The organism is Sphingomonas sp. NIC1, assembly GCF_001638925.1.
Classification (GTDB): domain Bacteria; phylum Pseudomonadota; class Alphaproteobacteria; order Sphingomonadales; family Sphingomonadaceae; genus Sphingomonas; species Sphingomonas aquatilis.
This window is the reverse complement of the sequence record NZ_CP015521.1, coordinates 2,092,023-2,117,702: the sequence shown is the minus strand read 5'-3', so window position 1 is coordinate 2,117,702 and position 25,680 is coordinate 2,092,023. Positions and strand designations below refer to the sequence as shown.

General features: G+C 66.7%; 27 protein-coding genes. 14 read left to right on the top strand and 13 right to left on the bottom strand.

Annotated features, from left to right (window positions below):
* Positions 1-59 precede the first annotated feature (59 nt).
* Positions 60-1,067 carry a sulfur carrier protein ThiS gene (gene thiS, locus A7E77_RS10125; protein WP_078462266.1) on the bottom strand — a complete coding sequence of 336 codons (1,008 nt, stop codon included), beginning with the start codon at positions 1,065-1,067 and terminating at the stop codon, positions 60-62.
* A gap of 342 nt (positions 1,068-1,409) precedes the next feature.
* On the opposite strand from thiS, the gene aroQ reads away from it, so the two are divergent.
* The 8 genes from aroQ (at position 1,410) to A7E77_RS10085 (ending at position 7,774) form a co-directional block, all read left to right on the top strand.
* Positions 1,410-1,844, top strand: a complete 435-nt coding sequence (gene aroQ / locus A7E77_RS10120; protein ID WP_063687677.1) for a type II 3-dehydroquinate dehydratase — start codon at positions 1,410-1,412, stop codon at positions 1,842-1,844.
* Positions 1,845-1,858: 14 nt separating this feature from the next.
* Positions 1,859-2,344 (top strand): acetyl-CoA carboxylase biotin carboxyl carrier protein, encoded by a 486-nt coding sequence (accB, locus tag A7E77_RS10115; protein ID WP_063687675.1) that lies wholly within the window; start codon positions 1,859-1,861, stop codon positions 2,342-2,344.
* Positions 2,345-2,350: 6 nt separating this feature from the next.
* Entirely contained in the window at positions 2,351-3,712 is a 1,362-nt protein-coding gene (gene accC / locus A7E77_RS10110) for an acetyl-CoA carboxylase biotin carboxylase subunit (protein WP_063687673.1), read from the top strand.
* 314 nt (positions 3,713-4,026) lie between these two features.
* Positions 4,027-4,410, top strand: coding sequence for an HdeA/HdeB family chaperone (locus A7E77_RS10105; RefSeq protein WP_017977642.1), 384 nt, complete (start codon positions 4,027-4,029; stop codon positions 4,408-4,410).
* Between the two features lie 131 nt (positions 4,411-4,541).
* Positions 4,542-4,877, top strand: a complete 336-nt coding sequence (locus A7E77_RS10100; protein WP_063687671.1) for an arsenate reductase family protein — start codon at positions 4,542-4,544, stop codon at positions 4,875-4,877.
* Positions 4,878-5,322: 445 nt separating this feature from the next.
* Positions 5,323-5,661: a P-II family nitrogen regulator gene (locus A7E77_RS10095; RefSeq protein ID WP_017977640.1), complete on the top strand. Its 339-nt coding sequence runs from the start codon at positions 5,323-5,325 to the stop codon at positions 5,659-5,661.
* A gap of 116 nt (positions 5,662-5,777) precedes the next feature.
* Complete coding sequence (gene glnA / locus A7E77_RS10090) at positions 5,778-7,187, top strand: type I glutamate--ammonia ligase (protein WP_017977639.1); 1,410 nt, start codon at positions 5,778-5,780, stop codon at positions 7,185-7,187.
* 287 nt (positions 7,188-7,474) lie between these two features.
* On the top strand, positions 7,475-7,774 hold the full coding sequence (locus A7E77_RS10085) for a hypothetical protein (RefSeq protein ID WP_017977638.1): 300 nt from the start codon (positions 7,475-7,477) through the stop codon (positions 7,772-7,774).
* A gap of 27 nt (positions 7,775-7,801) precedes the next feature.
* On the opposite strand, the gene A7E77_RS10080 is transcribed toward A7E77_RS10085, so the two are convergent.
* The 6 genes from A7E77_RS10080 to rpiA form a co-directional block, all read right to left on the bottom strand.
* Positions 7,802-8,548 carry an HAD-IIB family hydrolase gene (locus A7E77_RS10080; protein ID WP_017977637.1) on the bottom strand — a complete coding sequence of 249 codons (747 nt, stop codon included), beginning with the start codon at positions 8,546-8,548 and terminating at the stop codon, positions 7,802-7,804.
* Positions 8,545-9,375: a Cof-type HAD-IIB family hydrolase gene (locus tag A7E77_RS10075; RefSeq protein ID WP_063687669.1), complete on the bottom strand. Its 831-nt coding sequence runs from the start codon at positions 9,373-9,375 to the stop codon at positions 8,545-8,547. Before A7E77_RS10075 ends, A7E77_RS10080 begins: the two co-directional genes overlap by 4 nt.
* Positions 9,372-10,355, bottom strand: coding sequence for a phosphogluconate dehydrogenase (NAD(+)-dependent, decarboxylating) (gene gnd, locus A7E77_RS10070; RefSeq protein WP_063687667.1), 984 nt, complete (start codon positions 10,353-10,355; stop codon positions 9,372-9,374). The genes A7E77_RS10075 and gnd overlap by 4 nt, the downstream gene beginning before the upstream one ends.
* 218 nt (positions 10,356-10,573) lie before the next feature.
* A complete protein-coding gene (gene tal, locus A7E77_RS10065; RefSeq protein WP_063687665.1) occupies positions 10,574-11,698 on the bottom strand; it encodes a transaldolase in 1,125 nt (374 codons plus the stop codon).
* Positions 11,698-13,767, bottom strand: a complete 2,070-nt coding sequence (tkt, locus tag A7E77_RS10060) for a transketolase (RefSeq protein ID WP_063687663.1) — start codon at positions 13,765-13,767, stop codon at positions 11,698-11,700. The genes tal and tkt overlap by 1 nt, the downstream gene beginning before the upstream one ends.
* A gap of 71 nt (positions 13,768-13,838) precedes the next feature.
* Complete coding sequence (rpiA, locus tag A7E77_RS10055) at positions 13,839-14,540, bottom strand: ribose-5-phosphate isomerase RpiA (protein WP_063687662.1); 702 nt, start codon at positions 14,538-14,540, stop codon at positions 13,839-13,841.
* Positions 14,541-14,707: 167 nt separating this feature from the next.
* Between rpiA and A7E77_RS10050 the strand changes: the two genes are divergently transcribed.
* The 4 genes from A7E77_RS10050 to A7E77_RS10035 all read left to right on the top strand — a co-directional run bounded on the left by A7E77_RS10050 (position 14,708) and on the right by A7E77_RS10035 (position 21,401).
* Complete coding sequence (locus A7E77_RS10050) at positions 14,708-15,952, top strand: efflux RND transporter periplasmic adaptor subunit (protein WP_226341716.1); 1,245 nt, start codon at positions 14,708-14,710, stop codon at positions 15,950-15,952.
* 6 nt (positions 15,953-15,958) lie between these two features.
* Complete coding sequence (locus tag A7E77_RS10045; RefSeq protein WP_063687660.1) at positions 15,959-19,207, top strand: efflux RND transporter permease subunit; 3,249 nt, start codon at positions 15,959-15,961, stop codon at positions 19,205-19,207.
* Positions 19,204-20,814, top strand: coding sequence for an efflux transporter outer membrane subunit (locus tag A7E77_RS10040; RefSeq protein WP_063687658.1), 1,611 nt, complete (start codon positions 19,204-19,206; stop codon positions 20,812-20,814). Before A7E77_RS10045 ends, A7E77_RS10040 begins: the two co-directional genes overlap by 4 nt.
* 83 nt (positions 20,815-20,897) lie before the next feature.
* Entirely contained in the window at positions 20,898-21,401 is a 504-nt protein-coding gene (locus A7E77_RS10035; protein ID WP_063687656.1) for a GNAT family N-acetyltransferase, read from the top strand.
* Between the two features lie 38 nt (positions 21,402-21,439).
* On the opposite strand, the gene A7E77_RS10030 is transcribed toward A7E77_RS10035, so the two are convergent.
* Positions 21,440-21,868, bottom strand: a complete 429-nt coding sequence (locus A7E77_RS10030; RefSeq protein ID WP_017977627.1) for a phasin family protein — start codon at positions 21,866-21,868, stop codon at positions 21,440-21,442.
* A gap of 110 nt (positions 21,869-21,978) precedes the next feature.
* Here A7E77_RS10030 and A7E77_RS10025 point away from each other — a divergent pair, with 110 nt between their 5' ends.
* The gene (locus A7E77_RS10025) at positions 21,979-22,167 is read left to right on the top strand and encodes a hypothetical protein (protein WP_017977626.1); all 189 of its coding nucleotides are present in this window, start codon (positions 21,979-21,981) and stop codon (positions 22,165-22,167) included.
* A 26-nt stretch (positions 22,168-22,193) separates the two neighbouring features.
* Here A7E77_RS10025 and A7E77_RS10020 read toward each other — a convergent pair whose 3' ends face one another.
* The 5 genes from A7E77_RS10020 to A7E77_RS10000 form a co-directional block, all read right to left on the bottom strand.
* Positions 22,194-22,676: a hypothetical protein gene (locus A7E77_RS10020; RefSeq protein WP_226341715.1), complete on the bottom strand. Its 483-nt coding sequence runs from the start codon at positions 22,674-22,676 to the stop codon at positions 22,194-22,196.
* Positions 22,673-23,143 carry a hypothetical protein gene (locus A7E77_RS10015; RefSeq protein ID WP_017977624.1) on the bottom strand — a complete coding sequence of 157 codons (471 nt, stop codon included), beginning with the start codon at positions 23,141-23,143 and terminating at the stop codon, positions 22,673-22,675. Before A7E77_RS10015 ends, A7E77_RS10020 begins: the two co-directional genes overlap by 4 nt.
* A 46-nt stretch (positions 23,144-23,189) precedes the next feature.
* Positions 23,190-23,579 (bottom strand): hypothetical protein, encoded by a 390-nt coding sequence (locus A7E77_RS10010; protein ID WP_018250514.1) that lies wholly within the window; start codon positions 23,577-23,579, stop codon positions 23,190-23,192.
* Positions 23,580-23,623: 44 nt separating this feature from the next.
* A complete protein-coding gene (locus tag A7E77_RS10005; protein WP_063687654.1) occupies positions 23,624-24,298 on the bottom strand; it encodes a helix-turn-helix domain-containing protein in 675 nt (224 codons plus the stop codon).
* A 69-nt stretch (positions 24,299-24,367) separates the two neighbouring features.
* On the bottom strand, positions 24,368-24,652 hold the full coding sequence (locus tag A7E77_RS10000; protein WP_226341714.1) for a hypothetical protein: 285 nt from the start codon (positions 24,650-24,652) through the stop codon (positions 24,368-24,370).
* Between the two features lie 226 nt (positions 24,653-24,878).
* Here A7E77_RS10000 and A7E77_RS09995 point away from each other — a divergent pair, with 226 nt between their 5' ends.
* Positions 24,879-25,592 (top strand): L,D-transpeptidase family protein, encoded by a 714-nt coding sequence (locus A7E77_RS09995; RefSeq protein WP_226341713.1) that lies wholly within the window; start codon positions 24,879-24,881, stop codon positions 25,590-25,592.
* Positions 25,593-25,680 lie beyond the last annotated feature (88 nt).

Here is a 25,680-nt window from a genome sequence, read left to right as displayed (position 1 = left end):
CGAAGTCGGACCGGTTCCGTGACAAAAACTTTAGCTTCTGGTGCGGAACCAATGCGATATCAGATCAAACCGGCGAGTGGACTGGAGGGATCGGCATAGCGCCGCTGCCCCATGCGTCCGGCGCGATAGGCCATCCGCCCCGCCTCGACCGCACGCCGCATCGCGCCCGCCATCAGGATCGGGTCCTTGGCCTCGGCGATCGCGGTGTTCATCAGCACGCCGTCGCAGCCCAGCTCCATCGCCACCGCCGCGTCCGACGCGGTGCCGACGCCCGCATCGACCAGCACCGGCACGCCCGCACCCTCGACGATCAGCCGGATCGTCACGCGGTTCTGGATGCCGAGCCCGGACCCGATCGGCGCGCCCAAGGGCATGATCGCGACCGCACCGGCATTCTCCAGCCGCTTCGCCGCGATCGGATCGTCGACGCAATAGACCATCGGCTTGAAGCCTTCGTTCGCCAGCACCTCGGTCGCGCGCAGCGTTTCGTGCATGTCGGGGTAGAGCGTCTTCGCCTCGCCCAGCACTTCCAGCTTCACGAGGTCCCAACCGCCCGCCTCGCGCGCCAGCCGCAGCGTGCGGATCGCACTCTCCGCGTCAAAACAACCCGCGGTGTTGGGCAGGTAGGTGACCTTCTTGGGATCGATATAGTCGGTCAGCATCGGCGCATTGCGATCGCTGACGTTCACCCGCCGCACCGCGACCGTGACGATCTCCGCCCCGCTCGCTTCGAGCGCCGCGGCGTTCTGCGCGAAGTCCTTGTACTTGCCCGTCCCGACGATCAGCCGCGACCGGAACGTCTTTCCGGCGACGCGCCACGTGTCATCGACGATCGGCGCCTGATGGTCGCCACCACCGACGAAATGCACGATCTCGATATCGTCGCCATCCTCGACGCACACGTCCTTCAACGTCGATCGCGGCACGACCTCCAGGTTCCGCTCCACCGCGACCTTCTCGGGCACCAGCCCAAGCTCGTTCGCCAGATCGGCGAGGCTGAGACCGGCAGCGACGCGCTTATGCTCGCCGTTCACGGTGATCGATACGGTGCCGTCGCTATGGGCCATGACGCGTCAAACTCCTTATGCGTGCCCCATCTAGGCGCGTGACGCCGCGTGTCCACCGTTGCTGGTTTGATTCACGCGAAGCCGCGACGCCGCGAAGAGGCAAACGAAGGTGAGGTCACGCGGAGACGCGGAGACGCGGAGGTGGCTCGCCCGCGGCAGCGGGCTTTCTCTTATCGCCAGCGAAATTGAGGCCGCTTCGCGGTGGAGCGGGGTTGTCGTCGCGTGCCCAACCCTCCGCGTCTCCGCGTCTCCGCGTGCCCCCCCTTCTTCTTCGCGTCTTCGCGTCTTCGCGTGTAAACCCCTTCTTTGCGCCGCCCGCGAAACGACGATACACCTGCGCCCATGACCGACACGATCTACGTCCTCAACGGCCCGAACCTGAACCTGCTCGGCACGCGCGAGCCGGAGATCTACGGCCACGACACGCTCGACGACATCGCCGGCCAGCTCGAAGATCGCGCCCGCGAACTCGACCTCGACATCGACATGCGCCAGTCCAACCACGAAGGGCACCTCGTCGACTGGCTGCACGAGGCGCAGGCGCGCGGCGCGAAGGCGGTGATCCTCAACGCCGGCGCCTTCACGCACACGTCCGTCGCGGTGCACGACGCGATCAAGGGTATCCGCACGCCGGTGATCGAGGTCCACCTCTCCAACCCGCACACCCGCGAGGACTTCCGCCACGTCAGTTTCGTCGGGCGTGCCGCAAAAGGCACGATCGCCGGCTTTGGCGCCCTCTCCTACATGCTCGCGCTTGAAGCCGCGGCGCGCTTCTGACAGGAGGCCTTCCCATGACCGACCAGACCAACCAGGGTGCCATGCAGGTAGACGTGAACCTCGTGCGCCAGCTCGCCGAACTGCTCGACGCCACCCATCTGACCGAGATCGAGGTGGAAGAGGGCGACCGCAAGATCCGCGTCGCGCGCAAGGCCGCCCCCCAGGCCGCGCCCGTCCATTACGCCCCCGCGCCCGTCGCCGCAGCGCCTGCCGCCCCCGCGGCCGCCGCGCCGGCCGAAGCCGGTGCGATGGCCCCGAGCGTGTCGGCCAATGCGGTGAAGTCGCCGATGGTCGGCACTGCCTATCTCGCCGCCGAACCCGGCGCGAAGCCCTTCGTCAGCGTCGGCCAGAGCGTCTCGGCCGGCGACACGCTGCTGATCGTCGAGGCGATGAAGGTCATGAACCCGATTGTCGCCGCCACCGCCGGCACCGTTCGCCAGATCCTGATCGAAAACGGCCAGCCGGTCGAATTCGACCAGCCGCTCGTGGTCGTCGAGTAACCACGCGTGACCGCTGCTCCCCGTCAGATCAAGAAGCTGCTGATCGCCAACCGTGGCGAAATCGCGCTGCGCATCCACCGCGCCTGCCGCGAGATGGGCATCCGCACCGTCGCGGTCCATTCCACCGCCGATGCCGACGCGATGCACGTCCGCCTCGCCGACGAGGCGATCTGCATTGGGCCGCCCGCCGCGGTCGACAGCTATCTCAATATCCCCAACATCATCTCGGCGGCGGAGATCAGCGGCGCCGACGCGATCCACCCGGGCTATGGTTTCCTGAGCGAAAACGCGCGGTTCGCCGAGATCGTCGAGCTGCATAACCTGATCTTCGTCGGGCCGAAGCCCGAACATATCCGCACGATGGGCGACAAGATCGAGGCGAAGCGCACCGCCGGCGCGCTCGGCCTGCCGCTCGTCCCCGGATCGGACGGCGCGATCAGCGACGTCGCCGAGGCGAAGGCGATCGCGGCGAAAGCGGGCTATCCCGTCATCATCAAGGCGGCGTCGGGTGGCGGCGGCCGCGGCATGAAGGTGTGCCATTCCGAGGACGAACTCGAAACGCTGATGCAGCAGGCCGGCAGCGAGGCGAAGGCCGCGTTCGGCGACGCCACGGTGTATCTCGAAAAGTATCTCGGCAACCCGCGTCATATCGAGATTCAGGTCTTCGGCGACGGCAACGGCAATGCGATCCACTTAGGGGAACGCGACTGCTCGCTCCAGCGCCGCCACCAGAAGGTGCTGGAGGAAGCGCCCTCGCCCGTGCTCGCCCAAGCCGATCGCGAACGCATCGGCGGCGTCTGCGCGAAGGCGATGGCCGACATGGGCTATCGCGGCGCCGGCACGATCGAATTCCTGTGGGAAGACGGCGAATTCTACTTCATCGAGATGAACACCCGTTTGCAGGTGGAACATCCGGTGACGGAGATGATCACCGGTCTCGACCTCGTCCGCGAACAGATCCGCGTCGCCGAAGGCCATCCGCTGACGCTGCGTCAGGAGGACGTGCAGTTCCGCGGCCATGCGATCGAATGCCGCATCAATGCCGAGGACCCGCGCACCTTCGCCCCCTCGCCGGGTCTGGTGAAGCAGTTCCACGCGCCGGGCGGCATGCACGTACGCGTCGATAGCGGCCTCTACGCCGGCTATAAGGTGCCGCCCTATTACGACAGCATGATCGCCAAGCTGATCGTCTACGGCACCACCCGCGAAGGGGCGCTGCGCCGCCTGCGCCGCGCGCTGGAGGAATTCGTCATCGACGGTCCGACGACGACGATCCCGCTCCATCAGGCGCTGCTCGACGATCCCGAATTCCAGCGCGGCGACTATACGATCAAGTGGCTGGAAGAGTGGCTCGCAAAGCAGGGATGACGGCGGCCGTCCCTGGGACGGCCTCCTCCTGACACGCCAGCCCCGATCGTCCCCCGCCCATAACGTCCTCCCGGCGAAGGCTGGGATCTCCCGGCAAGCGCTGCGAGAGGTTCCAGCTTTCGCCAGGACGACGGATCACGCGCCCACGCCGCACAAATCCCTGCCGCGCAACAACAATTCTTGAATACACCGGCATCGCGATAACAGTCGTTGCTGACGCCCAAGTAACGTCATCATGAATTTGCCGTTAGAATGAAACCGATATGGACATACCGGCATTTTACCAGCGCCTCTAAGGAAGGGAGACTGGAACAATGACCCGGATGTTTGGCACGATCGCCGCCTGTGCGCTTCTCGCCGTTTCCTCGACTGCCGTTGCAGCGCCGCTGCAGGTGCAGGAAAAGGCGACCATTCCCAGCCGCAGCGGCGAAGTCCGCCACGTCGACCTGCTCAAGCAGGGCAAGCATCTCGAAACCGTGACCTGCGGCGACTTCGGCCTGCTCGACGAAAGCTTCCGCCCGCAGGCGGTCGTCTATGCCGCCAATTACGGCCCGAAGGGCAAGGCGCACCCGACCGTGACGCTCGACGGCGTCGAGAATGTCGTGCCGATCGTCGTGCAGCAGTGCAAGGCCCAGCCCGGCAACCATTTCCTCACCGCCGTACGCAACGCCATGAAGGCCGCGCGTACCAAGGGCTGATCGCCTCACTCGGCCCGGTGCAGGGGGCGGCGCATCGCACATGCGCCGCCCTTTTGCCGTTCGGGCGACCAGACCCCGCCCGGCCCCGCACGCCCTCCCGCATCCCGCCGAACCGCGATATACCGCCCGCCATGCACGCCACCATCTATCACAACCCGCGCTGCGGCACCTCGCGCAGCACCCTCGCCATCCTCGAAGAGGCCGGCGCCGACGTCACCGTCATCGAATATCTCAAGCACCCGCCGACCGTCGCGGAGCTTTCGCGCCTCTATGCCGCCGCGGGCCTCACTCCACGCGAGGGGCTGCGGATGACCGAACCCGATGCCAAGGCGCTGGCCGACTCCGACGATCCGACGATCCTCGAAGCGATGACGATCAATCCGATCATCATCCAGCGTCCCCTCGTCGAAACCGACAAGGGCGTCGTCCTCGCCCGCCCCGCCGAGAAAGTGCGCGACATCCTCTAAGGCGAGACCGCCGCCCCCTCCCCGTCATTCCCGCGAAGGCGGGAATCCATCACCTCTGACGTTTCGGCTCGAGCCGCACGGCCTGCCAGTCTGGATTCCCGCCACCGCGGGAATGACGAAATTGCTTTTCGGCCCCCACCCCGTCGCCCCGCTGTCCTACACGCTCCCGCTCTGCTACACTCGCCGCCATGCCGTTCCTGCCGCCTCGCGCCACCCGTTGCCCATCGGCACCGGGCCGGGGGCGTTTTCGGACGATACGTATCGTCCACTTCGTCCACTTCCGCGCGTCGGATCGCTGCTCGCGACTCGGGCAACGGGGCACGAAATGCCCGTTTTGCAGGCAGCAAAATCGGCCGAATCCCGGTTGCCCCTCGGGCGCGGGACTGGCACGTTTGGTGCAATACCCGCGCTCGGGGCGAGGGTTTCAGTCAAGGGGCGTGGTCCGGTGAAGAAGGTCGAAGCCATCATCAAGCCGTTCAAGCTGGATGAGGTGAAGGAAGCACTGCACGAGATCGGTGTGTCCGGCATCACCGTCACCGAAGCCAAGGGCTTCGGGCGGCAGAAGGGCCACACCGAACTCTATCGCGGTGCCGAATATGTCGTCGACTTCCTGCCCAAGGTGAAGCTGGAGGTCGTTGTCGACGACGCGCTTGCTGAACGCGTGGTGGAGGCGATCGCCGCCGCGGCGCAAACGGGCCGGATCGGCGACGGCAAGATCTTCGTCATTCCGGTCGAAACCGCGCTGCGTATCCGCACCGGCGAACGCGACGAGGCTGCGATCTAGTCACCGCCTGACATCTTCGTCATTTGACGCGGCGCAACAATCTGTGTGATTGGCACGCCCGCGACGCAACATCCTTCCGGTCCCGGCCGGGTCATTACCAGAGCAAAGGGCTTTCCATGGCGACCGCCAACGACATCCTGAACAAGATCAAGGACGAGGAGATCGAGTGGGTCGATCTGCGCTTCACCGACCCCAAGGGCAAGTGGCAGCACCTCACCATGGTCGCGAGCGTCATGGGCGAAGATGAATTCACCGACGGCCTGATGTTCGACGGCTCCTCGATCGAGGGCTGGAAGGCGATCAACGAGTCGGACATGGTCCTGAAGCCCGATCTCGACGCGATCTACACCGATCCGTTCTCGGCCACCCCGATGCTGATCGTGTTCTGCGACGTCGTCGAACCCTCGACCGGCGAACTCTACGCCCGCGATCCGCGCTCGACCGCGAAGCGCGCCGAGGCCTATCTGAAGACCACCGGCGTCGGCGACACCGTATACGTCGGCCCGGAAGCCGAATTCTTCATGTTCGACAACGTGCAGTTCGACACGAACTACGCCGAATCCTACTTCAAGATCGACGATATCGAGCTGCCGACCAACACCGGCCGCGAATATGAAGGCGGCAACCTCGGCCATCGTCCGCGCGCCAAGGGCGGCTATTTCCCCGTCGCGCCGGTCGACTCGGCGGTCGACATCCGTGGCGAAATGGTCTCGACGATGCTCGAAATGGGCCTGCCCTGCGACAAGCATCACCACGAAGTCGCAGCCGCGCAGCACGAACTGGGCCTGACCTTCGGCACGCTGACGCAGACCGCCGACCGCATGCAGATCTACAAGTACGTCGTGCATCAGGTCGCGCATGCCTATGGCAAGTCGGCCACCTTCATGCCGAAGCCGATCAAGGAAGATAACGGCTCGGGCATGCACACCCACTTCTCGATCTGGAGCGGCAAGACCCCGCTGTTCGCGGGCGAAGGCTATGCCGGCCTCAGCGAGATGTGCCTGTACTTCATCGGCGGCATCATCAAGCACGCCAAGGCGGTCAACGCCTTTACCAATCCGACCACCAACAGCTACAAGCGTCTGGTGCCGGGTTACGAAGCGCCGGTGCTGCTCGCCTATTCGGCACGCAACCGCTCGGCGTCGTGCCGCATTCCGTATGGCACCGGCCCCAAGGCGAAGCGCGTCGAAGTCCGCTTCCCGGACGCGATGGCCAACCCCTATCTCGCTTATGCGGCGCTGATGATGGCGGGCATGGACGGCATCCAGAACAAGATCCATCCGGGCGAGGCGATGGATAAGAACCTGTACGACCTGCCGCCGGCAGAGCTCGCCCAGGTCCCGACCGTCTGCGGTTCGCTCCGCGAGGCGCTCGACAGCCTGGCCGCCGACCACGACTTCCTGCTGAAGGGCGACGTGTTCTCGAAGGACCAGATCGAAGCCTATATCGAGATCAAGCGCGGCGAAGTCGCGCGCTGGGAAATGACCCCCAGCCCGGTCGAATACGACATGTACTACAGCGCCTGAGGTGCGGCCACGACCGCACCGGTGCGCGCAAGCGCACAGGCGTTGTCGGCCAGCCTCGCACCGCGAGGACTGACGGCGTGGCTCCGCCACGCCGCCGCTAATGACGGAGGGGGCGCCGGACCAGATCCGGCGCCCCCTCTCTCGTTCTAGTTGGACGCCCGCCCCGCCAACCCGCTGACAACGCTCACAAAACCCAAAGCCCCTGTCCTACACGCCCCGGCTTCGCTACCGCCGACGCCACCGCAACCCGACCCTCCGCCGGTCGTGGCAACGCAAGGACGACGACGATGGCCAAACGCTTCTGGGCACAGCTGATCGAGATGGATGAGCCGATGACGCCGGCCAGCATCCCCGGCGCGACCGACCACGAGTCCGCGGCGGAAAACCTCGTCGCGGATTTCGTCGGTGCGATGGGGGGAGAGATCACCAGTGGCGCCGTGCGCGTCTGGATCGACGGCGGCCTCGCGAAAATCTACGACTGGAGCGCCGAGTTCGAGATGCCCGATACATCCGACCTGTCGGATGACGAGGAGATCGAGGTCGAGGGCGAGATCGTCCTGACCGAACGGGTGCGGCGCCCGGACTGACCGGGCCCGCCGCACCCCGCGGTTAAGTTACTTCTGGCAGGCGACGATCGCGGTGATGACCGAGATCGTCTCTTCCGGATCGCGGACGCGCACCGTGTCCAGCCCCAGTTCCTTCGCCGGATAATCGTTGCCGCCGGGGAAGATCGCGTCGCCGATGAACATCATCGCGTCGAGCGGGATACCGCTCTCGTCGCGCAGCTTCTTCAGGCCGTACGCCTTGTCGACGCCTTCCTGCGTGATGTCGATCGAGGTCGCGCCGCCCATGTTGATCGACAGGCCCGGCAGGCGCTGCTTCAGATCGGCCTGGATGACCTTGCGCTTCTCGAACTTGGGGTCCCAATGTTCCTTTTCGGCAACCGGCGCTTCCTGGCCCAGCGCGGAGAAGGTGATCTGGCTGCCGCGATCCTCGATCCGCTCGCCCCAGGTCTTTTCGGGAACGAAGCCCGTCGCTTCCAACGACTCGTCGAACGCCTTCAGGATCTTCGCCTTGGTCGCATCGTCGAACAGCTCGGCATAGACCGTCTGCCATGCGCCATCGCGGTGGACGTACAGCTTGGTGCCCGTCGTCGGCATCAGCCACAGCTTGGACAGGTCGGCGCGGGCCGGCAGGCGGCTCGCCACCTGCTTCTGGAACTGCGGCCAGTCACCGCCCGAAATAACCGCGACATGCGCCACGCCGAGCAGGTCGGCGAGCGCTTCGCCCATCGGTTCCTGCAAGGGCTGCTTGCTCTCGGCCAGCGTTCCGTCGAGGTCGAAGGCAATCAGCTGTTTCATTCGGTAGCTCCGGCACGGGGAAGGATGATGGTCTCGATGGCATGGGCGACGCCATCGGCGTCGTTGGCGGTGGTGACGTGATCGGCACGCGCCTTCACCGGATCTGGGGCGTTGCCCATCGCGATCGACAGGCCGGCGCGCTCCAGCATCGGCACGTCGTTGAACTGGTCGCCAAGTGCGGCGATCGCATCCAGCGGCTGATCGAACGCGGCGGCCAGCGCGATCAGGCCGTCGCCCTTGTTGGCCGCCAGCGCGGTCACGTCGAGGTAATAGACCTGGCTCTGCACGATCGTCGCATCCTCGCCATGGGCCGCCTTGCAGCGGTCGGCGAGGTCGCTGAGCATCGGCGCGTCGTCGCTGACGAAGGTGATCTTGTCGGCGCGGGCCAGCAGATCGCCGAAATCGTCGGTGACGATCGGGTCCTGGTTCGACGCCAGCCGCTCGTGTTCCACATGCTCACCCTGGTCGGTCGAGGCGTACCAGCGGTCGTCGGCAAAGACCCACAGGTCGACGGGGCTCTCCGCCGCGATGGCCATCACGCCCTTCGCGACGCTCTCGTCGATGACGTGATGCTCGGTGATCGTGCCATCGCGCTTGAACAGAATGCCGCCGTTGAACGCTGCCATCGGCCCGTCGAGCCCCAGCGTCTCGACGATCGGCAGGATGCCGGAGATCGGCCGCGCGCTGATGACGGTGAACCCGACGCCCGCCGCTTCCAAGCGCGAGACCGCCGCGGTGGTCGCGGCGGTCAGTTTCTTCTGCTTGTCGACCAGCGTGCCGTCGATGTCGGACACGACCAGGGCGATGGGCTTTACGCCATCGCTCACTGCGGCATCTCGACGTGCCCGCCGAAGCCGAACCGCATCGCGGAGAGGACTTTGTCGCCATAGGTATGTTCAATGCGGCTGCGATAGCGCGCGAACAGCGAGGCGGTGAGCACGTTGGCGGGCACCTTTTCCTCCATCGCGGCGTCGATCGTCCACTGGCCCTCGCCCGAATCAGCGACGCTGCCGGAGAAGCCGTTCAGTTCGCCGTCCTTGGCCAGCGCGATAGCCGTCAGGTCGAGCAGCCACGACGAGATGACGCTGCCACGGCGCCAGACCTCGGCGATGTCGGTCATGTTGAGGTCGAAGCGCTCGTCCTCGGGAAGCTTGTCGCTGTTCTTCGACTTCAGGATGTCGAAGCCTTCGGCATAGGCCTGCATCAGGCCATATTCGATGCCGTTGTGGACCATCTTGACGAAGTGCCCGGCGCCCGCGGGTCCGGCATGGATATAGCCCTTTTCGGCGCGCGGATCGGCCTGGCCCGCGATGCGGCCCGGCGTACGCTCGATCGTGCCAAGGCCGGGGGCGAGCGCGTCGAAAATTGGATCGAGCATCGTGACGGTGTCATCGTCGCCGCCGATCATCATGCAATAGCCGCGCTCGAGGCCCCAGACACCGCCCGAGGTGCCGACGTCGACATAGTGGACGCCCTTGTCCGCCAGGCCCTTCGCGCGGCGGATGTCGTCCTTGTAGAAGGTGTTGCCGCCGTCGATGACGACGTCGCCGGCCTTCGCGCCCTCGCCGATCGCGGCGATCGTATCCTCGGTCGGGCCGCCGGCGGGGAGCATGACCCACCAGATGGCGGGCGTGTCGAGCTTGCCGCGGACGTCGTCCAGCGAACTGGCGGAAATTGCACCCTCGCCTGCGAGCTTCTCCACCGCCTCTGCGCTGCGGTCGTAGACGACGACCTGATGGCCCGCCTTCATCAGCCGTCGCGCGATGTTGCCGCCCATACGGCCGAGGCCGATCAGTCCGATCTTCATGTCTGCTGCCTTACGGATGGTTGGATGTCGAAGGGTAGAACCCGGAGCAGGCCGAGTTGTTGCGGGACCGGTTCGATTTGGTGCGGGGTGGGGCCAGACAGTCAGCCCTCTCCCATCGTCATGCCGGACTTGATCCGGCATCCCGCTTCTTCCTGCCGGTCGTAGCTGGGCAAGAAGCGGGACCCCGGCTCAAGGCCGGGGTGACGGAAGGGAGTAGGTCAGACCTCGGCCGGCTGCTTCGCGGCGATCGAGCCCAGCAGGTCGTCGAACGCCTTGGCGAAGGAGGCGACGCCCTCCAGCACCAGCGTGTCGGTGACGCCCGTCAGGTTCAGCCCCAGACGCTCGGCATCGGCGAGCACCTTGCGCGCGCCATCGACGTCCTGGGTCAGCGTCTCGGCGACGGTGCCGCGTTCGCGGAAGGCATCCATCGTCGCGGGCGGCATGGTGTTGACCGTGTCGCGGCCGATCAGCGTGTCGACGTAGAGCGTGTCCGGATACGCCTTGTCCTTCACGCCGGTCGACGCCCACAGCAGGCGCTGCGGCTGCGCACCCTTGGCAGCGAGCGCCTGCCAGCGGTCCGACTTCTCGAAGTCGAGGAACCACTGATAGGCCATCTTGGCGTTGGCGATCGCGACCTTGCCGCGCAGGCCCTTCAGCGTCTCGGCTTCGGGATCGCCCTCGGCCACGCGACGGTCGATTTCCTTGTCGATCACCGTATCGATACGGCTGACGAAGAAGCTGGCGACACTGGCGATATGGTCGATCGGCTGGCCCTGGCGGACGCGCTCCTCGAGGCCGGTGGCATAGGCTTCGGCCACGCGGATATAGGCATCGAGCGCAAATAGCAGGGTGACGTTGACGTTGATGCCCTTGGCGATCGTCGCGCTGATCGCCGGCGCGCCCGCGACCGTGCCGGGGATCTTGATCATCAGGTTCTTGTGGCCGACCGCGTGCCACAGCTTTTCGGCCTCGGCGATCGTCGCATCGGTGTCGTCGGCGATGTACGGCGACACTTCCAGGCTGACGTAACCGTCCTTGCCGTCGAGGCGATCGTAGACCGGCTGCAATGTTTCCGCCGCGGCCTTGATGTCCTGGATCGCGAGATGTTCGTAACGGTCGATCGTCGCCGCGCCGGGGTTCGCCTTGTCGAAGGCGGCGAGCGTCGCGTCATAGGCGTCGCCATGGCCCATCGCCTTTTCGAAGATCGACGGGTTGGAGGTGACGCCGGTCAGGCCGTCCTCGTTCACCAGCTTTTCGAGGCCCTTGGCTTCGAGGAACTTGCGATCGACGAAGTCGAGCCACACCGCGGTGCCCGCGGCGGAAAGGTCGCTCAGCTTGCTCATCACTTGGTCTCCAGCATCTCGCGCGCCACCTTGACGACATTGTCGACGGTGAAGCCGTATTTGTCCTGCAGCTTGGATATGGGGGCGGAGGCACCGAACGTCGACATGGTGATCGTGCGGCCTTCCAGACCGACGAAGCGATGCCAGCCGATCTCGCCCGCCTGCTCGACCGCGAGGCGCGCGGTGACGCCCTTGGGCAGCACGCTTTCCTTGTAGGCGTCGGACTGGAGTTCGTAGCGATACCAGCTCGGCAGCGAGACGACGCGGCTCTTCACGCCGTCGGCGGTCAGCTTTTCGTGCGCCTCGACGACGAGGTGCAGCTCGCTGCCCGTCGCGATCAGGATCACGTCGGGCGTGCCGTCGCAATCGGCGAGGACATAGCCGCCCTTCATCACGCCCTCGGCCGAGGCGTATTTCGACCGATCGAGCGTCGGCATCGCCTGGCGCGAGAAGATCAGCGCGGTCGGGCGGCTGGCGTCCTCCAGCGCGGCGCGCCACGCATACCCGACCTCGTTGGCGTCACCGGGGCGGATCGTGTCGAGGCCGGGGATCGCGCGCAGCGTGGCGAGATGCTCGATCGGCTGGTGCGTCGGGCCATCCTCGCCGACGCCGATCGAATCGTGGGTGAACACCCAGACCGCGGCCAACTCCATGATCGCCGACAGGCGGATAGGCGCGCGCATGTAATCGGCGAAAACGAGGAAGGTCGAACCATAGCTGCGCAGATGCGACAGCGCCATGCCGTTGACCACACCGCCCATGCCGTGTTCGCGCACGCCAAAGTGGAAGTTCTGGCCGCCATAGTTCGACGCTTCGAACGAGGCCTTGCCCTTGATGTCGGTCTTGGTCGACGGCGCGAGATCGGCGGAGCCGCCGATCAGCCACGGCACCTTCGCGGCGAGCGCGTTGAGCACCTTACCGCCCGAATCGCGGGTCGCGAGCCCCTTTTCGTCGGCCGGGAATTCGGGAACGTCGGCGTCCCAGCCCTCAGGCAGCGTATCCTTGAGCATCAGGTCGAGCTCGGCGGCGAGATCGGGCTGCGCCTCGCGATACTTGGAAAAAGTCGCGTCCCATTCCTCGCGCAGCTTCGTGCCGCGGTCGGCGATCGCATCATGGAAGTGTTCGGCGACGCCATCGGGGATGTAGAAGCTCTTGTCCTCGGGCCAGCCATAGGCCTTCTTGGTCGCGCGGATGTTATCCTCGCCGAGCGGCTCGCCATGCGCCTTCTCGCTGCCCGCCTTGGGGCTGCCCCAGCCGATCACCGAATGGACGACGATGAAGGTGGGCTTGTCGTTCGTCGCCTTGAACGTCTCGATCGCAGACGCAAACGCCTTGGTGTCGTTGGCATCGTCGATGTGGATGACGTTCCAGCCATAGGCCTCGAACCGCTTGCCGACGTCTTCGTCGAACGCAAGATCGGTGCCGCCCTCGATCGAGATGTGGTTGCTGTCGTAGATCCAGCACAGGTTGCTGAGCTTGAGGTGGCCGGCAAGGCTCGCCGCCTCGGACGCGACGCCTTCCATCATGTCGCCGTCGCCGCACAGCGTATAGACGTCATGATCGAACAGCGTGAAGCCGCCCTGGTTGTAGCGCGCCGCGAGCCAGCGCTCCGCAATCGCCATGCCGACGGAGTTGGAGCACCCCGCGCCGAGCGGTCCGGTCGTCGTCTCGACGCCCGTGGTGTGGCGATATTCGGGGTGGCCCGGCGTGCGCGAGGCAAGCTGGCGGAAGCCCTTCAGATCGTCGAGGCTGAGCGCGGGACGGCCGGTCTTGTTACCATCCGCATCGATTTCCTCGATGCCGGCGAGGTGGATCAGGCTGTACAGCAGCATCGACGCATGCCCGACCGACAGCACGAAGCGGTCGCGGTTGGGCCAGTCGGGCTTGGACGGATCGTAGCGCAGGAATTGCGACCAGAGCGTATAGCCGACGGGCGCCAGTGCCATCGGCGTACCGGGGTGGCCGGAATTGGCTTTTTGCACCGCGTCCATCGACAGCGTGCGGATCGTGTCGATCGTCAGGCGTTCCAGCGATCCGTCCTCGTGGAGCGCAGTCGTCGTATCGGTCATGGAATAGGGCCCTTGCTCTTACGCTGCATCGAACGCCTGCACGCCCGATCCGTTGCGGTCGAGGGCAGCCTTTAACGGGAGGGCGCGTCCCGTTCCAGTCGCGAAACGACGCCGCCGTGCGCGATATAGGCGCCATCCACCTCGCGCAGGAACAGCCCGTGGCCGAGCGCGCCGGGCAAGGCATCCAGCCACGCTGCGGTGGCAAGAGCATCGGCAAGGTCGAGGCGACAGTCCGCAATCCAATTACCGTTGTCGGTGACATAGGGGTCGCCCTCGCGCAGGCGCAGCGTTGCGCCGTCCCCCAAAGCGGCCAGCACCGACGCGCGGGCGAAGGGCAGGATTTCGACCGGCACCGGCACCCCGCCGATGCGCGGACAATGCTTCGATCCGTCGGCGATCACCACCATCCGGTCCGACGCCGCGGCCACCACCTTCTCGCGCAGCATCGCCCCACCGGCGCCCTTCACCGCATATAATCGGTCATCGATCGCGTCGGCGCCGTCGATCGTCAGGTCGACGCGTGGCACATCGGCAAAGTCGAGCATCGCGATGCCGAGGCTGCGGCCCAGCGCTTCGCTGGCGCGCGACGTCGCGACGGCCCGGATCGTCAGGCCGTCCTGCGCAATGCGTTCGGCGAGCCGGTGGATGGCGTGGGTCGCGGTGGATCCGGTGCCCAAGCCGACGAGCATGCCGTCGCGCACCTCCTCCACCGCCGCCGCCGCGGCAGCCGCCTTGTCGGCGTCCTGCCGCACCTTGTCGCATGTCTCCGTCATGGCACTCCTTTTCCGCACTGCGACAATTTGCGACATTAATAACGGTCAACTTGACTTGCATTTCCCCGTCGATCGCCGTCTTTGCATCGCGACGAGCAACCAACCACCGCGCCGCGCATTGACGCGCAGGTCGCGGCTGCGCGAGCCGAGATTAGCGGGTGACATACTTGACCACAGCATCGATTCGTCGCCGACGGCACCTTGCCGGGGCCGCCACTGTCGCCCTCGCCCTCACCCTGACCGCCTGTGGCGGTGGTACGCATGACAAGGAAAAGGCCGGCGGCCGCGGCGCGAATCGCGGGCCGACCACGGTCGGTTATGTTGTGATGCAACCGACCAGTGCCGCGATGGTCACCGAACTGCCGGGCCGGACCAGCGCCTATGAAAGCTCCGACGTCCGCCCGCAGGTGAACGGTGTCATCCGCCGCCGCTTCTTTACCGAAGGCTCGCTGGTGCGTCGTGGCCAGCCGCTCTACGAAATCGATCCGCGCCTGTATCGCGCCGCCGTCAACCAGGCGCAGGCGAACCTCGCCAGCGCGCGGGCCAATCAGGAAGCGCTGACGATCCAGGCGGACCGCTACAAGCCGCTCGCCGCGATCGAGGCGGTGTCGAAGCAGGAATATACCAACGCCATCGCCTCCGCACGGCAGGCGACCGCCTCCGTCGCGCAGACGCGGGCGGCGCTGGATACGGCGCGCGTGAACCTGCAATTCACGACGGTGCCTGCGCCGATCAGCGGCCGGATCGGCCGGTCGCTGTTCACCGTCGGCGCGCTCGTTTCGGCGAGCCAGACCGATCCCCTGGCGCAGATCCAGCGGCTCGATCCCATCTTCGTCGATATCCAGCAATCCGCCGCGGACCTGCTGTCGCTGCGCCGCAAGCTGATGCAGGGCGGCGTCGCCCCGACCCGGGCCGAGGTGAAGCTGCTGCTCGAGGACGGCAGCGATTACGGCTATACCGGCACGGTCGAATTCGCCGAGGCGCTGGTCAATCAGGAAACCGGCACCGTCACGATGCGCGCGCGCTTCCCCAATGCTCAGGGGTTGCTGCTGCCGGGCATGTTCGTGCGGGCGCGCTTCGCGCAGGCGATCAACGAGCGCGCCTTCCTGGTGCCCGAACCTGCGCTGTCGCGCGATGCCAAGGGCAATGCGAGCGTGATGATCCTCGGCGCGAACAACAAGGTTGTCAGCCGCCGCGTCACCGCCGCCCGCACGCAGGGGCAATATTGGGTGGTGACCCAGGGGCTGAACCCCGGCGACAAGGTGATCACGCAGGGCCTCAACAATTTGCGCCCCGGCGCGCAGGTGAAGGCGGTGCCGGCGAACAGCGCGCAGGTGATCGCGCCGCCGAAACAGGGCGAAGGCAAAGGCGACGGCAAGCAGCAGGGTAACGCCCAAAGCAAGGCGGGCTGATCCGCGATGATCTCCCGCATCTTCATCGACCGCCCGATCTTCGCCTGGGTGCTCGCCATCATCGTGATGCTGGCGGGCGTCGGCGCGATCCTGAGCCTGCCGATCGCGCAATATCCCGACGTCGCGCCGCCGCAGGTATCGATCCGCGCGACCTTCCCCGGCGCGAACGCACAGACGCTGCAGAATTCGGTGACGCAGGTCATCGAACAGCAGCTGACCGGCATCGACGGCCTGCTGTATTTCAGCTCCTCGTCGTCGAGCCGCGGCTCGGTGTCGATCACCGCGACGTTCGAAAAGGGCACCGATCCCGACATCGCGCAGGTGCAGGTGCAGAACCAGGTGCAGCAGGGCGTCGCGCGTCTGCCGCAACAGGTGCAGCAGCAGGGCCTCGTCGTCCGCAAATCGAACCCGGACAACCTGCTGATCGTCGGTGTCTATGACGAAACCGATCAGAAGACGAACCAGGACGTCAGCGACTATCTCGTCTCCAACCTGCAGGACCCGCTGGGCCGCGTGCAGGGCGTGGGCGACGTCAACGTGTTCGGATCGCAATATGCGATGCGCATCTGGCTGAACCCGGCACGCCTCGCCAGCTATCAGCTGATCCCGTCGGACATCACCACCGCGATCCAGAACCAGAATACCGAAGTCGCGGCGGGCGAGGTGGGCGGCGTGCCGTCCAGTCCGGAGCAGATGCTGAACGCGACCGTCACCGCACAGTCGCACCTGCAAACGCCCGAGCAGTTCCGCCAGATCATCGTCAAGACGCTGCCGTCGGGCGCGACCGTGCGCCTGTCGGACGTCGCCCGGATCGAGCTGGGCGCGGAAAGCTACGCCGCCTTCAGCCGCATCAACCGGCATCCCGGCGCGGGCATCGCGGTGCTGCTGGCACCGGGCGCCGACGCACTGAAGACCGCCGAGCTGGTCAAGGCCGAGGTTGCGCGCGTCGCCAAAAGCTTTCCGCCGGGCCTGAAGGTCGCCTACGCCAACGACACGACCGCGTTCATCAAACTGTCGATCGACGAGGTGGTGAAGACTTTGCTCGAGGCGATCGTGCTGGTCGTCATCGTGATGTTCGTGTTCCTGCAAAGCTGGCGCGCGACGCTGGTGCCCGCCATCGCGGTGCCGGTGGTGCTGCTCGGCACCTTCGCGATCTTCCACTTCGCCGGCTTCTCGATCAACACGATGACGCTGTTTGGCCTCGTCCTCGCCATCGGCCTGCTTGTCGACGACGCGATCGTCGTCGTCGAGAACGTCGAGCGGTTGATGGAAGAAGACCCCGAGATGACGCCGCGTCAGGCGACGATCGAGTCGATGAACGAGATCAGCGTCGCGCTGATCGCCATTGCGCTCGTCCTGTCGGCGGTGTTCCTGCCGATGGCGTTCTTCGGCGGATCGACCGGCGTCATCTATCGCCAGTTCTCGCTGACCATCGTGTCGGCGATGGTGCTGTCGGTGCTGGTCGCGCTGATCCTCAGCCCCGCGCTAACCGCCTCGCTGCTGAAGCAGAAGTCGCAGGAGGAGCGGGAGAGCAAGGGCATCAAGAAGCACCTCGGCAAGGTCGCCGAATGGGGCGAGGCCGCGGGCAATTGGTTCAACCGCACGTTCGAAAAGACGGTGACGCGCTACACCGGTGCCGTGCAGACGGTGGTGGATCGCAAGTGGCAGTTCCTGCTGATCTACGTCGGCGTCGTCGCGCTGCTCGCCATGCTGTTCCTGCGCCTGCCCACCGGCTTCCTGCCGACCGAGGACCAGGGTGCGGCGATCGTCCAGTTCCGCCTGCCCCCCGGTGCGACGATCGCGCGAACGCAGCAGGTGCAGCGGCAGGTCGAAAACTATTTCGCCCAATATGAGCCCAAGAACACCTCCGTCCTGTTCACCGTCGCGGGCGGCGGTGGCGGCGGTGTCAGCGGCCAGAACACCGGCCAGGGCTTCCTCAACTTCGTCGACTGGAAGGACCGGAGCGGCAAGGAGAATACCGCCGATGCGATCACGCAGCGCGCATCCGGCGCGTTCCGCGGGCTTCGCGACGCGCAGGTCTTCGCGCTGGTGCCGCCGGCGATCCGCGGCCTCGGTTCGTCGGACGGCTTCACGATGGAGCTGCAGAATACCGGCGGCCTGACGCAGGAACAGTTCGGCGCCGCGCGCGACAAATTGCTGGCGATGGCCAATGCCGATCCGAAGCTCGCATCGGTGCGCCTGACCGAACTGCCCGACATCGCGACGCTGCGTATCGACATGGACCAGCAGAAGCTGGCGGCCTTGGGCCTGACGCAGAGCGCGGCGAATAATACGCTGACCACCGCCTGGGGTGGCCAGTATGTCAACGACTTCATCGACCGCGGTCGTGTGAAGCGCGTCTACGTGCAGGGCGACGCGCCCTATCGCGCCGCGCCGGACGATCTGAAGCAATGGTTCGTGCGCGGATCGAACGGCCAGATGGTGCCCTTCTCGTCCTTCGCGACTACCGGCTGGTCGACCGCCCCCACCACGCTATCGCGCTTCAATGGCATATCCTCGTTCGAATTCTCGGGGTCGGGCGCACCGGGTGTCAGCTCGGGCGATGCCATGGCGCGGATCAGCGAGCTCGCGGCACAGATCCCCGGCACGTCGATCGCCTGGTCGGGCCTCAGCTATCAGGAACGCCTGTCGTCGGGTCAGGCGCCGTTGCTGTACGGCCTGTCGATCCTGGTCGTCTTCCTGTGCCTTGCGGCGCTGTACGAAAGCTGGTCGATCCCGTTCGCGGTGCTGATGATCATCCCGCTCGGGCTGATCGGCGCGATCGCCTTCGTGACGCTGCGCGGCCTCACCAACGACGTCTATCTGCAGATCGGCCTGCTGACGACGATGGGCCTCGCCGCGAAGAACGCCATCCTGATGATCGAATTCGCCGAACAGGCCGAACGCAAGGGCGCGCGCGTCATCGACGCGGCGCTGGAGGCGGCCAAGATCCGTCTGCGGCCGATCCTGATGACCAGCTTCGCCTTCATCTTCGGCGTGCTGCCGCTGGCGATCTCGACCGGTGCGGGCGCGAACAGCCGCATCGCGATCGGCACGGCGGTGATCGGCGGCATGCTGTCGGCGACCTTCCTGGCGATCTTCTACATCCCGCTCTTCTTCGTCCTCGTGCGCCGCGGCGTGCGCGATGGTCTTGCCAAGCTTAGGGGCAAGCCGACCGGGCACCAGAGCCATCACGACGACACGCCCCCTGCCCCGCCGATGCCGCCCGCCGCCGATCCGGAGCCTGCGCGATGACCCGTTCGATCCTCGCCATCGCGCTCGGCGCCACGATGCTCGCCGGCTGTTCGATGGAGCCGAAATACGTCCGCCCCGACACGCCGGTGCCGACGTCGTGGCCGGTCGGCGACGCCTACCTTCGCCAAAGCGAGGCACGGCTGCCCGCGATCACCTATCGCGACGTGTTCAAGGACGCGCGGCTGCAACGGCTGATCGACCAAGCGCTCGCCAACAACCGCGACCTGCGCGTCGCCGCCGCCAATATCGCCGCGGCGCGCGCGCAATATGGCATCCAGCGTGCCAACCTGCTCCCCGCAATCAACGCCACCGGCCGCTACACTTATTCGGACGGTGGCAACGGCACGCGCGGCATCGCGAACAGCGGCAACACCGGAACGGGCACTGGCGGCACTGGAACGGGTGGAACGGGCACCGGCGGCACGGGCACGGGCACGGGCGGAACCGGCACGGGCACGGGCACCGGCGTCGATACGGGCAACGGCACGGGGACGGGCGCGGTCCTCAACACCGGCGGCGGCAACAGCGCCTTCTCCGCGCAGATCGGCACGACGGCGTTCGAGATCGACCTGTTCGGCCGCCTGCGCTCGCTGTCGCGCGCCGCGCTCGACCGCTATTTCGCCACCGAAGCCGGCGCCCGCGCGACGCGGCTGACGCTGGTGGGCGAGGTCGCAAGCGGCTGGCTGACCTACGCCGCCGACCGCAGCCTGCTGAAGGTCGCGGAGGATACCGCCAAGAGCGCCGCGGTCAGCGTGCGCCTCACCCGCGCCCGGCTGGAGGGCGGGATCAGCGCCCGCACCGACCTGCGGCAGGCGGAGCAGATCCTCGAAACCGCGAATGCCGATCTCGCCGAGCAGAAGACGCTGGTCGCGCAGGACGTCAACGCGCTGCAACTGCTGGTCGGGGCGCCAATCGATCCCGCGCTTCTGCCGGAGTCGATCGACGTCGCCGCGCCGACGATCGCCAGCCTGCCCGCCGGGCTCGACAGCGGCATCCTGCTGCGCCGGCCCGACGTCGTGCAGGCCGAATATACGCTGCAAAGCTACAATGCGCAGATCGGCGCGGCGCGCGCAGCGCTGTTCCCGCGTATCTCACTGACCGGGCTGGTCGGCTTCGCCAGCAACGCGCTCTCGACGCTCTTCACCGGCGGGGCGTTCAACTATTCGGTGGCGCCGTCGGTCAGCTATCCGATCTTCCAGGCCGGCGCCGGCCGCGCCAACGTCCGCTATACCGAGGCGCAGCGCGATGCCGCGCTCGCGACGTATGAAAAGACGATCCAGACCGCGTTCCAGGAGGTCGCCGACGCACTCGCCCGTCAGGGGACGATCGCCGACCAGTTGCGCGCACAGGCGAATTTCCGCGATGCCGCCGCCGATACGCTGCGGCTGGTCAATGCGCGCTATCAGGGGGGACTCGATACCTTCCTGTCCAGCCTCGACGCGCAGCGCAGCTATTACTCGGCGCAGCGCACGCTGATCGGCACGCAGCTGACCGCGGCCAGCAATCGCGGGACGCTCTACCGGGTGCTGGGCGGCGATTCGTCGCTCGAGGTGACGCCCGACGGTCCGCAACCCGTCTCCCCCAGCGGCGCGCCGCGCCGGGACTGAGCCTTGGCGCGGGTTGACGCCGGCCAAGTGACTGCCGATGTACCGGCCCCATACGTACGGTAGCAGACGGGCCAGGAGCGATCATGAGCCACACCATCCGCCGGTTCCGGCCGACCGACGACGACGCCGTCCTCGCCTTCACCGCGACGCTGCCCGCACATGACCTGCTGTTTTCCGGCCGCGACCTGCGCCATCCGCGGGTGATCGAGGCGTGGCAGCAGGCGGTCGGCGAAGGCTGGATCGACAGTCTGGTCGCCGAGGACGACGGCCGCATCGTCGCCACCGCGGCGCTGATCCGCGATCCCTTGGGGTGGAGCGGGCATGTCGGCGAAATCCGGCTGCTCGTGGCCCCCGACAGGCGTGGCCAGGGTCTGGGCAGCGACCTGTTGCAGGCGTTGCTCGCCATCGCGCACGCGCACGGCCTCGCCAAGCTGACCGCGACGATGACGCCGGATGCCGCAGCGTCGGTGGCGCTGTTCGAGCGGCTGGCCTTCACGCAGGAGGCGCGGCTCGCCGGTCATGTCCGGGCGAGCGACGGCGTCGCGCACGACCTGCTGATGCTGGCACGCGCGACGCCGTTCGGCTGAGGAACGGGCGGCCCCTCGCCACCCGCCCCTCGCGCGCGTCAGTCGCCCGATTTGGGCGGCGTCACCGCGTCGCGGCCGAAGCGCAGGATCATCTCGCCGATCTCGCGCGCCTGCTCCATCGAGCGTTCGCCCTGCCGGCGCAGGTAATTGCCCTGAATGCGCAGCACGTCGGTGACGTCGCGGGCCTGTGCCGCCTCGCGCATCGCCTCGAAGGCATCATGCGAATTGCGTTCGGCCTGCTCGATGATCTTGAGGCCAAGCGCCGCGCTGCCGTCGGCCACCTTCTGGCCGGATGCGCGCATCGCCTCGCCGGCGCGGCGGGCGGGATCCATCACATGATCGGTGAAGGCGCCGCGCATCGCCTCGCTCGCGCCGCGCATGGTGTCGCTCGCACGCTGCGCGGCATCGTGCATGGGGTTGCCGCCGGTTTTCGCGGCATCGTCGGTGGGATGGGTGTCGTCCGCCATTGCGCCTCTCCTGTCATGACGTCTGGATCGTATGGGACAAACGTGCTGCCCCGGTTTTTTGCTCCGCTACCCGCTTGCGCGGACGCGGGGGGTGGTTAGAGATCAAGGCGATGATGACGCCTGAGGACCAGAAGCAACGCCGCATCCGCGGCGAGCTGCTGCACCGCGCGGTGGCGCTCGGCGAAGAGCTGATGCGGCTGGCCGACGATCTCGACATGACGGTTGCGGGACTCCACGTCTGCCAGGGTGTCGAGATGATGCGCGAGGAGGCGGAGCGGCTGGTCGGCCCGACGCACTGACGCGCCGGCCCGCAGCGCCCTTGCCATCACGCGCCGCCGATGCAGCGCAGCACCAGCGCCAGCCCGTCGTCGGTCAATGCCAGTGGCGTCGCCGGATCGAGCGTGCCCGTCTTATGCACGGCACCGCGGATCAGCGCGCGTCGGGCCAGCAGGTCCAGCCAGCGGGCCAGCACCGCCGGGCGTAGCGACAGCAGGGCGCCGAGCGCCTCGCCCGTCACCGGCCGCGCCTCTTCATAGGCGACGAACAGCGTCAGCAGGATATCCCAGCCCGGCTCGCCGAACAGCTCGATCAGGTCGCCCGCCATGGCGTCGCGCTGACGGCGCTGAGCCAACAGGGTGCGCGCGCGATCGGCATCGCTCGGCTCTTCGGGGCCGGCGGGCACGGGGGCGACGATCTCGCCCCGGCTGCGCGCGGCGGAGGCCCGCACGCGTTCCAGCGCCGACACCAGCCGTTCGTATTCTTCGCGATCGCGTTCGGGCCAGCGCAGCAACCGTATGTCGGCAGTCATGATGAAGGGATGTCCGGTTGGCGCAGGGGCGACCAGTCGCGGTCGCTCCCGAACTGGGCCTTGCGCTGGCGGTGGCGCAGCGCGCCGATCGCCAGCATCAGCAGCATGGGATAGGCGATCTTGCCGCTCGCACCCGCGTACATCCACGGCACCAGCGACGGCTGAATGGCCTTCACGCCATGGATCGCCAGCGTGATCAGATGGAGCGCGCTGACGTACAGCGGCCAATAGCGGTCCGCGCGCAGCGCCACGCCCAGCAGGCCGAGCAGGATCGCGACGTCGATCGCGAGCAGGATCGGCTCGACCTGATGATAGGGGCCCGACGGATAGAAGTCCGGCACCGCAAACGTGGCCAGAGCCCCCGTGACGAACAGGATCGCCGTCCATCGTTCGGGTGCGCCGCCGGCGAACAGCGCGTAACCGCATGTCGCCAGCAGGACCAGGTTGAAGACGAGGATGTGTGTCATGGCCTGACCTGTCAAAGGAGCAGTTCGACGGTCAAGCCATGACACCTCAGGCAGCGACGCGCAGATGACTGACGTCGGCACCTGTCGGGGCGAATTCGGGCTTCGGACGTTCGTCGCCGAAGCTCGTTTCATACCCGATCTGCTTACCGATTTTTTCGATGACGCGATGGCCCGCGACGGTGTGGCCGCGTGCGGCGCCGATCGCCATGATCGCCTGGCCCAGCACTTCGAACGCCTGTTGCCCGGCGATCGCCGGCAGGTTGGCGGCGTGGCGGGCACGGGGCAGCGCCGCGAGCAACTCACCGCCGGTCGAGAAAGCCTCGTCGAGCTGCGTCTCGAGCTTCCAGAGCAACTGTGCGACGGCATCGGCCGCGGCCTTGGTATCCACAGACGACGCAGCGACCGGAGCGGTGCGCGATGCGATGATTGACGACATGATGGCGACCCTTTCCACCCCGAGCGGGGCGCTTTCGCTGACGATCAGGAAAGGTTGCGGGTCAGCGCCTCGATCAAATGGGTCAGTGCCTGGAGGCCGCTCATCAACATGCCGAAACCGACGATGGTGCCGAATGCGATGGCCTGTATCCAGATCAACCGATCCCCGACCGTCAGGTCGTTGCCCCGTTGTCCTTTCCGCCGGAAGGGCAGCCGGATCGGGAACGCCGATGACCTGAAAGGCCGGGCGCCGCCGCTGTCCGCTGCCATGACGATGGTCTCGTCCGGCACCACCGGCAGTGGCGGATCGGCGGCGAGCGGGGATAGCCGCGCAGAATGACCCCCGATTTTATCGGGGTCCCCGGCTTCGGGAATAATCGTTGTAAATTCGGCGCTTGGCTCAGCAGCCTGATCTTCATACGCCGCCCAGCGCAGCGCCGCATCGCGTCGATTGCGCGCGCCGAGCAGCTTCACCGCCTCGGTCAGATAGCTGTCGACGGTCGATTTTTCGATGCCGAGCTCCTCGGCGATCTCCTTGGAGCCCTTGAGCGCGCGCACCCCGCGCAGGCATTCGCGATGGCGGCGCGACAGGCGGTCGAACGCTGCGGCGGGATCGGGTGCCGGGCTCGCCACGGCACGCGTGCGGACGGCGCCGCCATCGCGCAGCGACGCGGCGATACCGTTCGATCCGTTCCGCCCGGTGTCGTCGCGCGCCTTCATCGTCGTCCCATGCCCAGGGCGGGTCTAGCACGGCTGGCGCGCATCACCAGCGCTTCCGCCAATCTGGGTCTATTTTGCGGCCACCTTGCGATGTTTAGCGCCCGATGCCGCCTTGCGTACCGTCGCACGCTTGCCGCGCCGCTTGGGCACCGGCGTCGCGCGGCCGCGCAGCAACGGCACGGCGAGCGCTGCGGCGGCCCCGACGACGAGCGTACCGCCGATCGCCAGCCATGCCGGCAGGCCCAGCCCCTGGCCGTTTTCCGCCCGATTCGGCTTGACAGGCCGGGCCTCCGGCGCGGGGTCGTGATGGACGGGGCCGGCATGCTTCATCGCGGAATTGGGGATATGGGACACGGCATCGCTCCTTTTTGGTCTTTTCGCTCAACCGGATAGGGCCGGACAATGTTCCTGTTTCCGGGGTCCTGTTTCCGGCTTCCCGTTCCGGTTGCGTGGGCGGTTACCGGAAGGTTGACGGGCCCCCGCTCCGTACCGCCACGGCACACCGCGATTTGCCGACTCGCATTGCCCGCGAAACGCGCCCATCCTCGCCGCTTCGTACATCGTTTCCGGAACATGCATCGTGGTTGCCCGTCGCCAGGCCATTGCGGCCAGACTGATCCTTGCCGGCGCCGTCATCGGAGTCGCTGCGATTGCCGCGGTGGCACCGCATGGGACGGCATCGGTCGCCGGACCGACATCCGCCCGGACGCCCACCGAGCAGCGCGTCACCCTCCCCTCGCCCCCGACCCATATCACCACGCCCGCCGCAGCCACCGCCAAGCCGACGCCGGCCGCCCTCTCCACGCCCACGCCCGCGCCGGAGAACATGCAGGTCAAGCGCATCCTCGATATCGGCCCGATCAAGTTCGGCGATTACGCCTGGGATACCAAGGGCGTGCCAGATGGTCCGCTGATCATCACCGTCGATCTCGCCGCGCAGACACTCTCCGTCTTCCGCGACGGCTATGAGATCGGCGCCGCCGCCATCCTGTACGGCGCCGACGAAAAGCCGACGCCACTCGGCACCTTTCCGATCCTGATGAAGGACGCGACGCACGTATCGCGCACCTATGACAATGCGCCGATGCCGTACACACTGCGCCTGACCGGCGATGGCGTCGCGATCCACGGATCGAAGGTCGAATGGGGCTATGCGACGCATGGCTGCATCGGCGTTCCCGTCGCCTTTGCCAAATTGCTGTTCGCGCAGGCGAAGGTCGGCGACCGCGTCATCATCACCCGCGGCAAGACGCTGGCGACGGGACAGGCGATCCTCCCCGCACCCACGACCTGAGCCGCCAAGCGAACGCACGCGCAGCATAGGCGCTTCCCCAACCGTAAACCCCTTGCTAAGGCCGCGGCGACATACGCTTTCGCAGCGC

Bases quoted from the DNA above. Each gene is read 5' to 3' on its own strand.
- thiS (WP_078462266.1), bottom strand. From the start codon at position 1,067: ATGGCCCATAGCGACGGCACCGTATCGATCACCGTGAACGGCGAGCAT.
- aroQ (WP_063687677.1), top strand. From the start codon at position 1,410: ATGACCGACACGATCTACGTCCTCAACGGCCCGAACCTGAACCTGCTC.
- accB (WP_063687675.1), top strand. From the start codon at position 1,859: ATGACCGACCAGACCAACCAGGGTGCCATGCAGGTAGACGTGAACCTC.
- A7E77_RS10105 (WP_017977642.1), top strand. From the start codon at position 4,027: ATGACCCGGATGTTTGGCACGATCGCCGCCTGTGCGCTTCTCGCCGTT.
- A7E77_RS10100 (WP_063687671.1), top strand. From the start codon at position 4,542: ATGCACGCCACCATCTATCACAACCCGCGCTGCGGCACCTCGCGCAGC.
- glnA (WP_017977639.1), top strand. From the start codon at position 5,778: ATGGCGACCGCCAACGACATCCTGAACAAGATCAAGGACGAGGAGATC.
- A7E77_RS10085 (WP_017977638.1), top strand. From the start codon at position 7,475: ATGGCCAAACGCTTCTGGGCACAGCTGATCGAGATGGATGAGCCGATG.
- A7E77_RS10080 (WP_017977637.1), bottom strand. From the start codon at position 8,548: ATGAAACAGCTGATTGCCTTCGACCTCGACGGAACGCTGGCCGAGAGC.
- gnd (WP_063687667.1), bottom strand. From the start codon at position 10,355: ATGAAGATCGGACTGATCGGCCTCGGCCGTATGGGCGGCAACATCGCG.
- tal (WP_063687665.1), bottom strand. From the start codon at position 11,698: ATGAGCAAGCTGAGCGACCTTTCCGCCGCGGGCACCGCGGTGTGGCTC.
- tkt (WP_063687663.1), bottom strand. From the start codon at position 13,767: ATGACCGATACGACGACTGCGCTCCACGAGGACGGATCGCTGGAACGC.
- rpiA (WP_063687662.1), bottom strand. From the start codon at position 14,540: ATGACGGAGACATGCGACAAGGTGCGGCAGGACGCCGACAAGGCGGCT.
- A7E77_RS10045 (WP_063687660.1), top strand. From the start codon at position 15,959: ATGATCTCCCGCATCTTCATCGACCGCCCGATCTTCGCCTGGGTGCTC.
- A7E77_RS10040 (WP_063687658.1), top strand. From the start codon at position 19,204: ATGACCCGTTCGATCCTCGCCATCGCGCTCGGCGCCACGATGCTCGCC.
- A7E77_RS10035 (WP_063687656.1), top strand. From the start codon at position 20,898: ATGAGCCACACCATCCGCCGGTTCCGGCCGACCGACGACGACGCCGTC.
- A7E77_RS10030 (WP_017977627.1), bottom strand. From the start codon at position 21,868: ATGGCGGACGACACCCATCCCACCGACGATGCCGCGAAAACCGGCGGC.
- A7E77_RS10025 (WP_017977626.1), top strand. From the start codon at position 21,979: ATGATGACGCCTGAGGACCAGAAGCAACGCCGCATCCGCGGCGAGCTG.
- A7E77_RS10020 (WP_226341715.1), bottom strand. From the start codon at position 22,676: ATGACTGCCGACATACGGTTGCTGCGCTGGCCCGAACGCGATCGCGAA.
- A7E77_RS10015 (WP_017977624.1), bottom strand. From the start codon at position 23,143: ATGACACACATCCTCGTCTTCAACCTGGTCCTGCTGGCGACATGCGGT.
- A7E77_RS10010 (WP_018250514.1), bottom strand. From the start codon at position 23,579: ATGTCGTCAATCATCGCATCGCGCACCGCTCCGGTCGCTGCGTCGTCT.
- A7E77_RS10005 (WP_063687654.1), bottom strand. From the start codon at position 24,298: ATGAAGGCGCGCGACGACACCGGGCGGAACGGATCGAACGGTATCGCC.